This is a genomic window from Ruegeria sp. AE3, assembly GCF_056542225.1.
In genome coordinates this window covers 1,249,713-1,264,130 of record NZ_JBQFZL010000001.1, presented here as the reverse complement: position 1 = coordinate 1,264,130, position 14,418 = coordinate 1,249,713, and the positions used below count along the sequence as shown (strand labels likewise).

21 protein-coding genes are annotated in these 14,418 nt (G+C 56.9%); 11 read left to right on the top strand and 10 right to left on the bottom strand.

Going from position 1 to position 14,418, the window contains the following annotated elements; genetic code table 11:
- Positions 1-20: 20 nt before the first annotated feature.
- The 3 genes from ACR0NZ_RS06320 (at position 21) to ACR0NZ_RS06310 (ending at position 1,243) form a co-directional block, all read left to right on the top strand.
- On the top strand, positions 21-413 hold the full coding sequence (locus tag ACR0NZ_RS06320) for a helix-turn-helix domain-containing protein (protein ID WP_480473470.1): 393 nt from the start codon (positions 21-23) through the stop codon (positions 411-413).
- 29 nt (positions 414-442) lie between these two features.
- Complete coding sequence (locus ACR0NZ_RS06315; RefSeq protein ID WP_480517774.1) at positions 443-667, top strand: succinate dehydrogenase assembly factor 2; 225 nt, start codon at positions 443-445, stop codon at positions 665-667.
- Between the two features lie 78 nt (positions 668-745).
- On the top strand, positions 746-1,243 hold the full coding sequence (locus ACR0NZ_RS06310) for a MarR family winged helix-turn-helix transcriptional regulator (RefSeq protein ID WP_480517592.1): 498 nt from the start codon (positions 746-748) through the stop codon (positions 1,241-1,243).
- Here ACR0NZ_RS06310 and ACR0NZ_RS06305 read toward each other — a convergent pair whose 3' ends face one another.
- Genes ACR0NZ_RS06305 through ACR0NZ_RS06295 form a run of 3 tightly spaced genes read right to left on the bottom strand, consistent with a single transcriptional unit; the run spans position 1,244 to position 3,080 of the window.
- The gene (locus tag ACR0NZ_RS06305; RefSeq protein ID WP_480517590.1) at positions 1,244-1,957 is read right to left on the bottom strand and encodes a DUF1194 domain-containing protein; all 714 of its coding nucleotides are present in this window, start codon (positions 1,955-1,957) and stop codon (positions 1,244-1,246) included.
- Positions 1,954-2,655 (bottom strand): DUF1194 domain-containing protein, encoded by a 702-nt coding sequence (locus ACR0NZ_RS06300; protein ID WP_480517587.1) that lies wholly within the window; start codon positions 2,653-2,655, stop codon positions 1,954-1,956. The genes ACR0NZ_RS06305 and ACR0NZ_RS06300 overlap by 4 nt, the downstream gene beginning before the upstream one ends.
- On the bottom strand, positions 2,652-3,080 hold the full coding sequence (locus tag ACR0NZ_RS06295) for a VOC family protein (RefSeq protein ID WP_209503395.1): 429 nt from the start codon (positions 3,078-3,080) through the stop codon (positions 2,652-2,654). Before ACR0NZ_RS06295 ends, ACR0NZ_RS06300 begins: the two co-directional genes overlap by 4 nt.
- A 176-nt stretch (positions 3,081-3,256) precedes the next feature.
- On the opposite strand from ACR0NZ_RS06295, the gene thyX reads away from it, so the two are divergent.
- Entirely contained in the window at positions 3,257-4,165 is a 909-nt protein-coding gene (gene thyX, locus ACR0NZ_RS06290; RefSeq protein ID WP_480517585.1) for an FAD-dependent thymidylate synthase, read from the top strand.
- A gap of 149 nt (positions 4,166-4,314) precedes the next feature.
- Entirely contained in the window at positions 4,315-4,527 is a 213-nt protein-coding gene (locus ACR0NZ_RS06285; RefSeq protein ID WP_480517583.1) for a hypothetical protein, read from the top strand.
- A gap of 84 nt (positions 4,528-4,611) precedes the next feature.
- On the opposite strand, the gene ACR0NZ_RS06280 is transcribed toward ACR0NZ_RS06285, so the two are convergent.
- Complete coding sequence (locus ACR0NZ_RS06280) at positions 4,612-4,818, bottom strand: cold-shock protein (RefSeq protein ID WP_008758035.1); 207 nt, start codon at positions 4,816-4,818, stop codon at positions 4,612-4,614.
- A 215-nt stretch (positions 4,819-5,033) separates the two neighbouring features.
- Here ACR0NZ_RS06280 and ACR0NZ_RS06275 point away from each other — a divergent pair, with 215 nt between their 5' ends.
- The gene (locus tag ACR0NZ_RS06275) at positions 5,034-5,351 is read left to right on the top strand and encodes an ArsC/Spx/MgsR family protein (RefSeq protein WP_480473464.1); all 318 of its coding nucleotides are present in this window, start codon (positions 5,034-5,036) and stop codon (positions 5,349-5,351) included.
- 41 nt (positions 5,352-5,392) lie between these two features.
- Positions 5,393-5,761 (top strand): hypothetical protein, encoded by a 369-nt coding sequence (locus ACR0NZ_RS06270; protein WP_480473463.1) that lies wholly within the window; start codon positions 5,393-5,395, stop codon positions 5,759-5,761.
- Between the two features lies 1 nt (position 5,762).
- Here the strand turns inward: ACR0NZ_RS06270 and ACR0NZ_RS06265 are convergent, their stop codons facing one another.
- From ACR0NZ_RS06265 to thrS, 5 genes are all read right to left on the bottom strand, one after another.
- Positions 5,763-6,281, bottom strand: coding sequence for a DoxX family protein (locus ACR0NZ_RS06265; RefSeq protein ID WP_480473462.1), 519 nt, complete (start codon positions 6,279-6,281; stop codon positions 5,763-5,765).
- Complete coding sequence (locus tag ACR0NZ_RS06260) at positions 6,278-7,039, bottom strand: HvfC/BufC family peptide modification chaperone (protein ID WP_480473461.1); 762 nt, start codon at positions 7,037-7,039, stop codon at positions 6,278-6,280. The genes ACR0NZ_RS06265 and ACR0NZ_RS06260 overlap by 4 nt, the downstream gene beginning before the upstream one ends.
- Positions 7,036-7,893, bottom strand: a complete 858-nt coding sequence (gene bufB, locus ACR0NZ_RS06255) for an MNIO family bufferin maturase (RefSeq protein ID WP_480517581.1) — start codon at positions 7,891-7,893, stop codon at positions 7,036-7,038. The genes ACR0NZ_RS06260 and bufB overlap by 4 nt, the downstream gene beginning before the upstream one ends.
- Positions 7,894-7,965: 72 nt before the next feature.
- On the bottom strand, positions 7,966-8,268 hold the full coding sequence (locus ACR0NZ_RS06250; RefSeq protein ID WP_267365389.1) for a BufA1 family periplasmic bufferin-type metallophore: 303 nt from the start codon (positions 8,266-8,268) through the stop codon (positions 7,966-7,968).
- A gap of 221 nt (positions 8,269-8,489) precedes the next feature.
- Positions 8,490-10,448, bottom strand: a complete 1,959-nt coding sequence (thrS, locus tag ACR0NZ_RS06245; RefSeq protein WP_480473459.1) for a threonine--tRNA ligase — start codon at positions 10,446-10,448, stop codon at positions 8,490-8,492.
- Positions 10,449-10,642: 194 nt separating this feature from the next.
- Here thrS and ACR0NZ_RS06240 point away from each other — a divergent pair, with 194 nt between their 5' ends.
- The 4 genes from ACR0NZ_RS06240 (at position 10,643) to ACR0NZ_RS06225 (ending at position 13,840) form a co-directional block, all read left to right on the top strand.
- Entirely contained in the window at positions 10,643-11,392 is a 750-nt protein-coding gene (locus ACR0NZ_RS06240; protein ID WP_480473458.1) for an alpha/beta fold hydrolase, read from the top strand.
- Positions 11,392-12,384, top strand: a complete 993-nt coding sequence (locus ACR0NZ_RS06235) for an alpha/beta hydrolase (RefSeq protein WP_480517579.1) — start codon at positions 11,392-11,394, stop codon at positions 12,382-12,384. Before ACR0NZ_RS06240 ends, ACR0NZ_RS06235 begins: the two co-directional genes overlap by 1 nt.
- 41 nt (positions 12,385-12,425) lie before the next feature.
- Positions 12,426-13,040 (top strand): hypothetical protein, encoded by a 615-nt coding sequence (locus tag ACR0NZ_RS06230; RefSeq protein WP_480517772.1) that lies wholly within the window; start codon positions 12,426-12,428, stop codon positions 13,038-13,040.
- Positions 13,041-13,123: 83 nt separating this feature from the next.
- Positions 13,124-13,840 carry an alpha/beta fold hydrolase gene (locus ACR0NZ_RS06225; RefSeq protein WP_480517577.1) on the top strand — a complete coding sequence of 239 codons (717 nt, stop codon included), beginning with the start codon at positions 13,124-13,126 and terminating at the stop codon, positions 13,838-13,840.
- On the opposite strand, the gene ACR0NZ_RS06220 is transcribed toward ACR0NZ_RS06225, so the two are convergent.
- Entirely contained in the window at positions 13,831-14,418 is a 588-nt protein-coding gene (locus ACR0NZ_RS06220) for a DUF6151 family protein (RefSeq protein ID WP_480517575.1), read from the bottom strand. The two genes, ACR0NZ_RS06225 and ACR0NZ_RS06220, sit on opposite strands and share 10 nt — an antisense overlap.

Genomic DNA, 14,418 nt, shown 5'->3' with positions numbered 1-14,418 from the left:
AAAGTGAATTGGAGACCCGAATGAATGATGAAAACGACTGGTATGGTCCGGATTCTGCGACATTCGGAGACCGTCTGGCCGGTGCACGCGAAGCCGCGGGAATGACACAGGCGCAACTGGCACGGCGTCTTGGGGTCAAGAAGGCGACAATTTCAGATTGGGAAAACGATCTGTCCGAACCCCGGGCCAACAGGCTGTCGATGATGGCGGGCATGGTCAATGTCTCGATCATGTGGTTGTTGACCGGCGAGGGCGACGGCATGGATGCACCTGTGGGTGAGGGCGAAGGTGGAACGGAATTGTCCTCGGCCGTGGCCGAACTGCGCGCCATCCGCGCTGAGATGCGCGCATGTTCCGAACGCGCAGCACGTCTGGAAAAGAAAATGCGTCAGATGCTGGAGCAGAAGAATTGAGCGAGCCCCGGGATGTGCGCATCAAGCGCATGCAAATGCGGTCGATGCGACGCGGCATCAAAGAGATGGACATTATTTTGTCAGCCTATGCTGGGCGCAATCTGGCCGACATGGATGCCGACGGTCTGGATATCTATGATGCGCTGTTGCACGAAAACGATCAGGACCTTTATCAATGGGTTACAGGGCAGGTGCAGCCTCCGACGCGATTTGCCAGCCTGATTGCAGACATAGCGCAAACCTTTCAGAAATAAGGCAAAGTTCCGCTTAACCGATTTTTCGGATTTTCGGTTCATCGTGTGTCAAACAGCGCGACTGAATTGGAGGGTCGGATGAGTATGGAAATGCAGGTCTCCACACCAGAGACTAAGGGCTTCATAACCAGCTATCTTGAGGCGCTGGCCCTGGTGGAGCGTCTGCACCGGTTGTTGCTGGATGTCATCAAGGACGAGTTTGAGCGCGTCGGCGTATTGGAAATCAATGCGGTTCAGGCGTTATTGCTGTTCAATATCGGTGATCACGAAGTTACGGCAGGCGAACTGAAAAGCCGTGGGTACTACCAGGGCAGCAATGTCAGCTATAACCTCAAGAAACTGGTTGAGATGGGCTATATGCACCACCAAAGATGCGAGATTGATCGCCGTTCAGTTCGCGTACGCCTGACGCCGCAGGGCAGAGAAATCCGCAATATCGTGTCCAAGCTGTTTGCACGTCACGCCGAAGGCCTGCAAGGCAGGGGGGTGCTTGGGCTTGACGGTATTGAGGATATCACCAGTTCGCTGCGTCGCGTTGAACGGTACTGGACGGATCAGATACGGTATATCTATTGATCAGTGGCGGGCGTCAGACAGAACAAGGCTGTCCAGCTCACGAAGAAGTTTGCGGGTCATGGCCTCTTCATATGCCTCAAAGCCCAGCGCCACTTCTACGAACGCGTTTGGCCCCAAAATGACCCAGGCTGAATAATAGGCTGATAGTTCACCGACCTGAACATATCTCCGATCACCTTCTTTCGGATCGTCGGCACCGATCACCAGCCCGTTAATTGTGATCCCGTCATGTCGTAAACTAGCTTTCACATCACGTGGATGCGGTCCGAGGTTATGTTTGCCATCACCGGACAAATCCAGCGTACGGCGCCAGCACCCACTTTGCTGATCAAGCAGGGAAGAGCCAAATAACATGGCCGACCCTAACGCCGTTCCCTGCGGCGCTGCGCTGCGCGAGGTGCGGATCAAACGATCACTGATTGCGATCAGGTCGGCGGGGGACCGTACTTCTGTCCACTCCAGCAGCATCCGTTCATGTCCCCGCTCGCTCCATTCGAAGATCGCCAGACGCAAGGCGGTTGCGCCGTCCGACAACATAAGTTGGCCAACTTCGGGGCGGCTCAGGGCCGCCGCCAGCCCGTCCAGTTGCAGCCTGTATTCCCGGCTGTCGACCGAACCCGACACATCCAGCCCCAGCGCAAGGGCCTGACGGCATTCGCCAAAGGCAGGTCCTGATATCAGGCAAGCCAGTAAGACGATCACGCGACGTATCATGGGCCTTCAATCCGCAATGCACCGATCTGCAAGCCGCTCAGTTCCCGTTTCAGTTTCTTTCGCATGGCGCGCTCGAAATCTTCAAACCCGGTGGCAATTTCCAAAAAGGCGCCGGGCCCGTGCAGGACGTTATTTTCGAAGAAAGGGATCAGGAACAGCTCTCCCTCGAAATCGGCTGCGTTGATCACAAGCCCATTCACGACAGTGTTTTGAAAGGGAAAGTGCCGATAGGCGATCTGCGGCCCATAGCCATCGTTGTTCGTGCCATCGCCGGACAGGTCAATGGTTTGAAACAAGCATTGCGGCGCTTGCTCCATAAGGGTTGCACCGTATGCCAACGCATAGCCCATAGCTGTTGCTGATCCGCTGTCAGATCGGGCGGATTGGCTGACCTGGCTGGATGCGAACAGCAGATCACCAACATCATCGATCATTGTCCAGTTCAGGACGACATTTTGGGTTGAGCGGCCACTCCACTCATATACCGCCAGGGCAACCGGCATAGGTGAAGAAAAGAAGGCCTCTTGCACTTCGGGCGCAATCAATGCGGCGGCTAACCCCTGCCGCTGTAACACATCTTCGGCCTCATCGACTGAAACGGAAATATCCATCGCCAAGGCCAGCGCCAAGCGGCATTGCTCGGCCTTGACAGGGCTGGCCTGAACGACCAGCCCAAACGCTATCAGCCAACGGATCACCAGTGACCACTGCTCTCCATGCTGGCCCAGGGTTCGGCTGGTTCCAGTGCTTCGCCATTCTGCAAAAGCTCAACCGAGATATTGTCGGGCGATCGAACAAAAGCCATGCGACCATCCCTTGGCGGGCGATTGATCGTAACACCGTTGTTCTGAAGATGTTGGCAAACCTCGTAGATATTGTCGACACCGTAGGCCAGATGGCCGAAGTGACGGCTGTCGGCGGGCAACTCGTCATCACCGTCCCAATTGTACGTCAGCTCGATCGGGGCGTCTTCCTGTCCCGGAGGGGCCATGAAGATCAGAGAAAATCGCCCGGCTTCACTGTCATACCGACGTGTTTCTTTCAGACCCAGAAGCTCGTAAAATGCCATGGATTTTTCAAGATCCTTCACGCGGACCATGGTGTGAAGATATTTCAACGCCATTTCGGCCATCCTTTTTCGACTCACATTGCCAAGAGCTTAGCGCTCCTCCTCGACGTGTCGATAGAGCCCTCGGCAGCAATTTGTTTTTTGCGTCCGCTGCGGCATATATCGCGGTTCCTGTGCCGGGATCGGCGATATATAGTGGCAGGCGACTCATTGCCAGAAAGGAAGATTCGATGCCGCTGTCCCCTGATCAACAGGCCGAGATCGACGCGCAACGCGCGCAATCGCATCCCACGCGTCGAGTTGTCTCGGCGGGAATGGAAGATCACCTGTACACAGCGCATCAGGTTCTGGATCATGGCTTTGTCCGCGTGATCGACTATATGGGGGACGATGCCGCCATCTGTCAGGCTGCGCGCGTTTCATACGGCAAAGGCACCAAATCTGTTCAGAATGATGAAGGGTTGATCCGGTATCTGATGCGGCACTGGCATTCGACGCCTTTCGAAATGTGCGAAGTCAAATTGCATGTGAAATTGCCGGTGTTTGTGGCGCGGCAGTGGATCCGGCACCGGACCGCCAACGTGAATGAATACTCGGCACGGTATTCAATTCTGGATCGCGAGTTCTATATCCCTGCCCCTGAACATGTGGCGGCACAGTCCGAAGTAAACAATCAGGGCCGCGGGGCAACGTTGGAAGGTGAAGAGGCCGCGCGCGTATTGGAAACCCTCAAGGCGGACAGCACGCGGTGCTATGACAACTACGAGTCCATGATCAGCCAGGACGGGCAACAGGGGCTTGCCCGTGAACTGGCCCGCATGAACCTACCCGCAAACGTTTATACGCAGTGGTATTGGAAGGTGGACCTGCATAATCTGTTCCACTTCCTGCGCCTGCGTGCCGACCCACATGCTCAGTATGAAATCCGCGTTTATGCCGAGGCGATGTGCAAGATCGTCGCTGATTGGGTGCCGTTTGCGTATAAGGCGTTCGAGGATTATCGGCTGGGTGCGGTAAACCTGTCTGCCCAGATGGTCGAAAGCCTGCAACGAATGCTGGCAGGAGAGGCGGTCACGCAGGAAAACTCGGGGATGACGGCGCGCGAATGGCGTGAGTTCGAGGCGATCATTCGCAGATAGAACCGACAAGCTGCATAGCTTTTGTCTATATGTGTCGTCATGGAATTGTTACATTGGTTCCATGGCCCGCTTTTTGAACCTTGCTCTGTTATGTCTGGTTTTTGGTTTTGCCCTACCTGTGCGAGCCAAATCCCCATAGCTGAGGTTCTGTGCGAACTGACGCCCCGGCTGAACCAGAAACTGGAAAGTCAGTTCGGCGCGTGGCATCGGGTGTTCGCGGGCCGGAACAGGTTATGGAAGTCTGGGCAAGTCAGCGCGGGGACTGGACAATGGTTGTCACCTACGCGACAGGCACATCTTGCATCGTGGCTACGGGCGAAAACTGGAATAACCACGCCGACGCCAAGCCCGCGCGAGGGTAATGGAACGAAACCGGTGGGGGATGGATAACGGCCGGAAATTGGCCGTCATCCTTAATGATCTACCGCGTGTTTAGCGGGAAGTCGTTACAGTGGTTTCAAATCAGCTGCCATTTGGCGGCCGTCGCGTCCGTCCTGCAACTCGTACGAAACTTTTTGGTTGTCTGCGAGTCCGGTGAGGCCGGACCGTTCTACGGCCGAGATATGTACAAACACATCTTTGCCCCCTTCGTCAGGGGCAATAAATCCATAGCCTTTGGTGGTATTGAACCATTTCACGGTGCCGGTTGGCATGTCCCGTGTCTCCTTCTACTTACGCATTGTCCCACAAATTGGTGGGGGCTGTGGTCAGCGTCACCACACAAAAAAACTGCGTAGCGCATGCTGAACAGTCCAATTCGTGCGTTTCGCCTTTTTCAACATTGCACGGTGAAGTAAAAAATCAAGAATAACCGCAAGAAACGGGCAAGATTGCCTAAAAAGGAAGCAAGGGCAGGAGCGTCAAAGACATGCAGCTTTATGGATTGAAAAACTGTGACACCTGTCGCAAGGCATTGAAATCACTTCCAGACGCCAAGTTTTTTGACGTACGCAGCGACGGTGTGCCGGATTCGGTGCTGTCACGGGCCTTTGCTGAGTTCGGCAATGACTTGCTTAATACCAGATCGACGACATGGCGCGGATTGGACGAAACCCAGCGTGCTAAGGCCCCTTTGGAGCTTTTGAGAGAGCATCCGGCCCTGATGAAACGCCCACTGATCGAAGCGGATGGCAGGCTGTTGTTGGGCTGGACGGCTGAAACCCGTGCTCAGCTTGGCATTTCTTGAACGAGTGCCTATCTGCCTGAAAGCAACAATGAGGATTTTCAATGCGTAATGCCGCAATGTTATTGGGTGTAATCGCCGGGTTGATCGGCATGATCGTCGGGTTCTTCGGCTATGCGAAGGTGGTCGTGGTTGACCATGTCGGTGAAATTGAAGGCATGCTAAGCCAGGTCGACAATCCTGATCTGGTGCAAGCCATTTCGATTATCGCGCCCCTCTTGGCAATCGCGGGCGGGGCCATGGCGCCAGCGCGCGCGTTGATTGCCGGGGTCTTGTTGCTGGTGTCGGCGGCCGCGATGTACTACGCGTTCGGCTTTGGTGTTTTCACCATGTTCCCGATCACATTTGCTGCTGTCGCCGGGGTACTTGGGCTGGCCGCAGGAAAACCGGACCAGCCCAAGGCGCATTTCTAAGTTACTTAAGGCGCAGGATCCGGTCGAGTGAGATCGGACCTGCGCCGTTGACGACGATCACCAGCATCAGGAAGGTCCACATCGTGCGCTGATCCATCAGGGACGGGGCCGCGTCGAACAGGCTGCCCAGTTTCACGCCATGTCCGGTGACGTCGACAAGGGTCTGCACCCAGATAAAACCGATCATGCCCAAAGCCGCCAGACGCGAGAATAGTCCAACCAGAAGTAGCGTCGGAAGCACAAATTCGGCAACCGTTCCCATGAAGATGACGATGCGTTGGAAGAACGTCATTTGGGACACGTCATACAGAACAGCTTCTGCCGCTTTGGGGAAAATCTGACCAAAGGCACCTGCCGAAGGCGAAAAGATCGATCCGTCGATCTTCAGCATGGCCGAGTTCCAGTAATAGACCAGAAGAACCGCAACAAAGACCAGCCGTGCCAGCGTAGGGGTCAACCAGCCAGACGCAAAGTCCAGTTTTCCCATGGTGTTATTGTAGGTTGAGATCAGAGCAGTCATGTCTTGGGCCTTTCGATAGTCACAGAGGTTATTGCACCACCCTTCAGAAGCAGTGCCAGAGTGGTTCCAAGATCAAATTCAGGCAGTTCAGCAGTCGTTTTTTCAAATGCCCCGCCGATTGTGTCGCCGTTCTGCATATAGGCGATCCAGTCTGCACCACCCGCTGGAAGCGGATTGGGTGTCGGGTCGAACTCGGCGCGCGTGATCAACACATCCTCGGCCCGTGCATCTGGTTTCGGGGCATCGGCTTCCATGTTGAAGCGCCAGATAGCGTGAATGGGCCAGTCCGAGCGGATCACCTGCATGGCCGGTGCAAACTGCAACCGGGCCTGCATGACCTGCTCGGGCTCGACCGCTAAAACGTCTGCCGGCGCAGGTTCGCTGTCGGCGGCGTGGTAGGACTTGCGCAAGGCAATCTCTAACCGGGCCACGTCGGGCAGGTATCCGAGATGGGCAAGTTGGGGCATTCCGGCCAGAAAATCAGGAAACGCCTCGCCATAAAACATCATCAGAGGAGAGGAGGGCGGGTGTTGACGCAGGAAAATCCCGGCCAGCCCATCCATGTTCTGCGCCCCTAGCAATTTGGCAATCACGGGAAACGCCTGATGCATCGCCTCGGTCAGCGACACCGCAACATTGTTGCGGTACACGCTGAACCGGCGACCGGCGGGGCGCGCGCCACCGTCCAGCAATCCGCCGGGAACGGGCGCTGACGCATCCATCATGGCCGCGCGGAATTCAGATTGCGAAACACTCATACCGGTATCCGGTCCAGTGCGGATTGCGCGCGAACGGCCTCATCTCGCAGAACGGGCCAATCCGGCACATCAGTGTCCCATTCGATCAGAATGGGTTTTGGCCCCGAACGCTCCAGCACATAATCCAGCAGGGTCCACACCGGGTCGACCACTTCTCGTCCGTGACTGTCGATCAGCAGCGGATGACCGTGATCGTCTTCATCCTCATCATGGCCGCCAAGGTGGATTTCCGACACTTTTTCAAGCGGATAGGCGTCAATATAACTTTGCGGCGAGAATTCCAGATTGGTGGCCGAGACAAAGACATTGTTTACGTCCAGCAACAAGCCGCAACCGGTGCGCCTGGCAATCTCCCTCAGGAAATCAGGTTCGGACCAGGTGCTTTCCTCGAAGGCCAGATAGCTGGACGGGTTTTCCAGCAGCATCTGGCGCCCGACCGTGTGCTGGACCTGGTCGATATGTTCACAAACCCGCGCAAGAGTTTCGTCGGTATAGGGAAGGGGCAGCAGGTCGTTGTAAAAATGGCTGTCATGGGTGGACCAGGCCAAATGTTCGGAAAAGCTTGCAGGGTTCAGCCAGCCTACCAGGTGTTTTAGCCGGGCCAGATGATCAGGGTCCAGCGCGCCTTCACCGCCTATGGAAAGGCCAACGCCATGGACCGAGATTGGGAACTTTTCGGAAAGGTGGCGCAGCTGCGCTAAGGGCCGCCCGCCGTCGCCCATATAGTTCTCGGCATGGATTTCCAGCCATGCAACGGGCTGTGCGTGTTCAAGTATCTGAGCAAAATGTTGCGGTTTGTAACCTACGCCCGACGCTGCAGGCAGGCGGTTTGACCGGTGGGTGTCATCCAACATGGGCCAGTTCCTCGATCACGAAAGGGAAAGGGCGGGCGATGGAGCCCGCCCCTTGAAATCGTCAGGCCAATCTTATGCCGGCAGGTCGCGTTCCAGCGCTTCCAGCGAACCTTTGCGCGGTGTGCCGTTTGCTTCTGCTGGCAGTTCGATGTCGGCGCAAGTGCCTGCGTCAACCAGGGTCCATGCGTTGCCCTGATAATCAACGGTCGAGGTGCCCGCGCATGTGGTTCCGGGGCCTGCGGCGCAGTCGTTCTGGCCGGCCAGCGATACACCGTAGCACTTTTCTTTTGCCTGTGCGCTTGCTGTGGTTGCGGCACCAGACACGGCGGCTGCGACTGCGGTTGCGATAACCAGGGATTTAGCTGTTTTCGACATCTCGGTAATCCTCTTGATGACTGGGTATGTCTGCTTGTGACAATGACAAAGGTAGTGGCTTGATGGGCAGAGTTGAATTCACGAGCCCGTGTCTCACAAGCGCGTCATGGGGCGGCCTGCCCCCTTGCAGCGTAATACACTGTTTTTGATGAAGAAAGGGTGAAATGTTACAATCCGACCCCATAGGAGGGGTCGGATTTTTTTGGATATGGTGCTGTTTGTTACAGCAGATCTGGCGGGGTGGCGGCGCGTGCCAGCTCTTTTGTTACAACATCAAGCGGTTGTACCTGAGTCTGTTTTTCACCCAGTCGCCGCACGCTTACGGTGCGCTCGTCAACTTCGCGGTGACCGACGGCCAGAATTACAGGTACTTTGCCGACCGAATGCTCACGGACCTTGTAGTTGATCTTTTCATTGCGGATGTCAGCCTCGGCCCGCACACCTGCCGCGCGCAGGGTTTCGACCACTTTGGCGACATAGTCGTCCGCGTCGGACGTGATGGACGCGACGACGACCTGACGCGGGGCCAGCCAGAACGGCAATTTGCCTGCGTGTTCCTCGATCAGGATACCGATAAAGCGTTCGAAGGATCCCAGCGTGGCGCGATGCAACATGACGGGGCGGTGTTTGGCCCCGTCGGCGCCGATATAGGTGGCGTCCAGCCGTTCGGGCAGAACGAAATCGACCTGGAAGGTGCCGCATTGCCAGTCACGCCCGATGGCGTCCGTCAGAACGAATTCCAGTTTCGGACCATAGAATGCACCTTCGCCCGGGTTCAGTTCCGGTTCGATCCCGGCGGCACGGGTGGCGGACAAAAGTGCCGCTTCTGCCTTGTCCCATACCTCGTCCGATCCGGCGCGGGTTTCGGGGCGGTCAGAGAATTTCACCGAAAAATCCTCGAATCCCAGATCCTTGTAGATCACGCTGAGGAAACGGATGAATTCGGCGGTCTCCGCCTCGATCTGTTCTTCGGTTGAAAAGATATGGGCGTCGTCCTGCGTGAACCCGCGCACCCGCATGATGCCATGCAATGCACCAGAGGGTTCGTAACGGTTACACGATCCGAACTCGGCCATGCGCAGCGGCAGGTCGCGATAGGATTTCAGGCCTTGCTTGAAAATCTCGACATGGCAGGGGCAGTTCATCGGTTTGAGCGCGTTGACGGCCTTTTCGCGGGCATGTTCCTCGTCGACTTCGACGATGAACATGTTTTCCTGATATTTGTCCCAGTGGCCTGATCGTTCCCACAGTTTGCGGTCAACGACCTGCGGCGTGTTCACCTCGACATACCCACCCTTGCGCTGCTGACGGCGCATGTAGTCCTGCAACTGGGTGTAGATGGTCCAGCCATTGGGGTGCCAGAAAATCTGACCGGGGGCTTCTTCCTGCATGTGAAACAGGTCCATCTCGCGGCCTAGTTTGCGGTGGTCGCGCTTTGCGGCCTCTTCCAGCATATGAAGGTGGTCTTTCAGTTTTTCCTTGCCGGTGAAGGCCACGCCGTAGATGCGTTGCAGCATCGCGCGGTTGCTGTCGCCGCGCCAATAGGCACCGGCGATGGACATCAGCTTGAACGCATCACCGGGAACCTGACCGGTATGTTGCAGATGCGGACCGCGGCACAAATCCTGCCAGTGGCCGTGCCAGTACATGCGCAACGGCTCATCCCCAGGAATGGCTTCGATCAGCTCAACCTTGTAGGGCTCGTTATTGGCCTTGTAGAACTCGATGGCCCGCTCGCGGTCCCAAACCTCGGTGGTGACAGGATCGCGCTTGTTGATGATCTCTTTCATCTTTTTCTCGATGAGGCCAAGATCTTCGGGCGTGAACGGTTCTTCCCGGTCGAAGTCATAATACCAGCCGTTTTCGATAACGGGGCCGATGGTGACCTTGGTCGCAGGCCAAATTTCCTGCACGGCGCGGGCCATGATGTGGGCCAGATCGTGGCGGATCAGTTCGTTGGCCTGCGCGTCATCCTTCATGGTGTGGATGGCAATCTGTGCATCGGCTTCGATCGGCCATTGCAGGTCCCAGTGTTTGCCATCAACGGTGGCCGAGATGGCCTTTTTGGCCAGCGAACTTGAAATATCGGCAGCCACCTGCGCGGGCGTAACCCCTGCGTCATAGGAACGTGCATTGCCATCTGGGAAAGTGAGAGAGACGGATTTTGAATCCAGGGCCATGTTGGCTCTCCTCGTCGGTTTGGCGCCCACTGAACGCCCGGTTGCGGGTTATTTGCGTCTGGCTGATGTGGCAGGTGCAGCAATTCCTGTCAAGGGTCGCAGGGTACGGTCACTGACGCCACGACACCCCGAATTCGGGAATTGCGACCAACGGGCTGCCGTGCATGATGTTCCCCAAAGCGTAAGAGGGTTTTATGGCGGCGACGGATTTTCTGGAAACAGCACAAGGGCGAAAACTGGCCTATCACAAGACCGAAGGGGCAGGGCCGACCCTGGTTTTTCTGGGTGGGCTCATGTCGGATATGGAAGGCACCAAGGCAGTCCATCTGGAAGTTTGGGCGCAGGCGCGGGGGCGGGCCTTTTTGCGGTTTGATTATTCCGGTCACGGCGAAAGCTCTGGCGCGTTCACGGATGGCTGCATTGGGGATTGGCATGAGGACACTGTCGCTGCGGTCGATGCCTTGACCAAAGGGCCGCTGATCGTTGTCGGCTCGTCCATGGGGGGGTGGCAGGCGCTTTTGCTGGCCAAGGCCCTGCCGGACCGGATCGCAGGTATGGTCACGATCGCCGCCGCGCCGGATTTCACGGAAGATGGCTATTGGGCTTCATTCACCGATGACCAGAAAGCCGACCTGGAAACGGTCGGGCATGTCGAGTTGCCGTCCGATTACATGGAACCTTACATCGTCACCAAAAGGATGATCGAAGATGGGCGGCAGCGCCTTGTACTGCGCGACACGTTGAACCTGCCGTTCAAGGTTCGTTTCCTACAGGGAACAGCGGATACGGCCGTTTCGACTGAAACGGCCGTTCGGTTGCTGGACCACGCAACAGGGCCGGACATGCAGCTTCTTTTGGTCAAGGATGCAGATCACAGGTTCTCGGATGATGCATGTCTTGGCTTGATCGAGGCGGCGGTTCTGGATGTGTTGGGAGACGCGTGATGCGGCGTTTGGGATGGCTTCTGGGGCGCTTGTTCCTTGCGTTGATTGCCGTCGGCGGCCTTATCTACTGGTTTGGCCCGCGCGAAGAGGTGAACCTGAGCCCAAGCTTTGATCCGCGCAAGTTCGGTGAGGGCGTACAGGTTTATTTCGAAAGCACCGAAGCCGCGTTTGACGATATCGTTCCGGGTGTCGAAAAACGAGTGATCTGGCAGGATGGCTTTAACGAACGGCGCACCCCGTATTCCGTTCTTTACATCCATGGCTTTTCAGCAAGTTCCGAGGAAATCCGGCCAGTGCCGGACCTTGTGGCAGACGCGCTGGGGGCCAATCTGGTTTACACACGCCTGCAAGGTCATGGGCGAACCGGATCAGCCATGGCGGAAGGCACTGCCTCGGGCTGGATGCAGGACACCGCCGAGGGATTGGCGGCCGCTCGTGCTGTTGGGGACAAGTTGATCGTGATTTCAACGTCGACCGGTGCGACGCTTGCAGCCGCCGCCGCTTTGGATGCCAGCCTCAGCGAAGATGTTGTCGGCATGGTCTTTGTCTCTCCGAATTTCGGGGTCAACACGGCCGCGGCATGGATTCCCACTTTGCCATGGGCGAGGGATTGGTTACCGGTCCTGATGGGGGACGAACGCGATGTGTCGGGGCCAGACCAGGAAAAGAACAAATATTGGTCTACGGTCTATCCGTGGGAATCGGTCGTGCCGATGTCCGTTCTGGTCGAAAAAGTCTATGCGCTGGATTTCTCGAACGCCCTGGTGCCCGTGCTGTTCTGGTTCTCGGACAACGATCAGGTGGTGCGCCCTGACCGCACACACGAGGTCGCCGAAGCGTGGGGTGCGCCAGCATCCGTCAAACTGGTGACAATGGGTCCCGAGGATGATCCGTCATCTCATGTTATTGCCGGTCGCCTGATGTCGCCAGGGCAGACCGACGCGGCTGTGGCCGGTATCCTGGATTGGTTAAAAGGGCTGGGGGTGGAATGATGGCGGCCTCGGGTCGCGGTAAGATGCGTAAGCCGGGCAGTATGTGGAGCCTTGAGACCTTAGGGCGCGTTCGTCTGTCCCGGTATTTCTTCATGCGCGATTTCCTCTATTCCGAGATCGGGAACTTTCACCAAAAACAGAACATTCCAGACAATCCGGATCTGGCTATCGAGACAGGACGTGCGTTCTGTGAAACTCTGCTGGACCCGCTGGAAGAGACCTTTGGCAGGATCGCTGTGCGCTCGGGCTATCGCTCACCGTCGCTAAACAGGTTTGGCAATGAAAACAGACTGAACTGTGCCCGAAATGATCACCCGTTGGAATGCCACATCTGGGATCGTGGGGACGGGGATGCGCGGATTGCCGGGGCGTCTATTGTAATCCCCTGGTTTGCGGATCAGTTTGCGCAGGGCCGGGATTGGCGGGATCTGGCATGGTGGATGCATGATCACCTGGATTATTCCGAAATCTGGTTTTTTCCGAAACTCTGCGCTTTCAATCTGGTGTGGCGCCCTAAACCGCAGCGGCGGATTGACAGCTACATTGCGCCACGCGGATGCCTTCTGAAACCGGGCGCTGAGCCCGAGGAAAGTGCGGCTTCACGACGGTCCCGCTATGCTGACTTTCCGGCTTTTCGGGCAATCGCCTATCCGTGACGTTCCGCTTGTTTGAATGTGATAAATTCTCAACCTGACTACAAACCCAAGGGCTCGGAATACCGAGCATATGGAGCCCCTGCGTGATCGAGCCGCTGGTACTGCTACCTGGACTGATGTGCGATGCCCGACTGTATCGCCCTCAGATCGAGGTGTTTTCGCAGACGCGACCCGTAACCGTTGCGCCGCTCTCAGCAGGTGAGCGTATCGAAGAGATCGCCTCGGGTCTGCTGGACCAGCTTCCACATCGGTTTGCACTGGCTGGATTAAGCATGGGTGGTGTGGTGGCGTTAGAGCTGATCCGCCGAGCACCGGAACGTGTGTCGCGCCTGTGCCTGATGGCAACTGATGCGCAGGCGGACACGCCTCAAATGGCGGCCAGTCGCGAAGACCTGATCATTGGCGCGCAAGGTGGCCGGTTGGAGGAGGTCATGCGGAAACTTGTAGGGTCCGACGCGCTGGCACCGGGCCCGCAGCGTATTCCCATCCTGAACGGCTTGCTGGCAATGGCACAGGATTTGGGTGCTGAAACTTTCGTGCGTCAGATGCGTTCCCTGCAACGCCGCCCTGATCAACAGGTCGCATTGCGTCGCATCAAGGTGCCCACGTTGGTTCTGTGCGGTGCGCACGACACTCTGACACCTGTCAAACGGCATTCTTTCATGGCAGAACTCATTCCCGGAGCGGAACTGCTGGTTATTGAAAAGGCCGGTCACTTGCCGACACTGGAGACGCCCGACATCGTCAATGAGGCGCTGCAAACCTGGTTGGACGCCCAGCAACGGTTTGATTATTGGTAAAGCGTCGCGCGTTCAGTCTTTGAAATGACAGTTGGCATAACCACGGGCTCACCGGTATTCCGGTCGAAAAACGGTGTGTACTTCCACCGCCCGGACAGGCGCGATCCGGCGGCCCTGCGCAACAGGCCAAAAATGGCGGCGCCGGGATTTTCGTGCTTTTGCTTTCCGTTTGGTTGGGGAACAAACCCGCGTGTCGTGACGGGTCCTAGCGCCGAAGCACCACCCGCAACCCGGCCGACGATAACGCCAGCAAACGGGAGTTTCGCGGTTTTGGGCGTTGCCGCCAAAGGTGCGTTACAGCAACTGGCGTACCAACGCAGCATGCCCTTGGGGCTGAGTTGCATCGCCGCAAGATACTGACTTCCTGTGCTGATTTCGATCTCATCCGGTGCGATCTGAAAAATCCCGACAGGTCCGGGTGCGGGGTCCGGTTGCTTGAAATACAGTTGAGCGGCTCGGCAATCATTGCAGAAACACTCAACATGTGTACCTTGCTGAACACCGCGGGTTGAAATACGTCCCTGCAAGTTGCCGCATAGACAGGAATAGGCGAGGCCATTTTGCGCTGACCCGCTCAT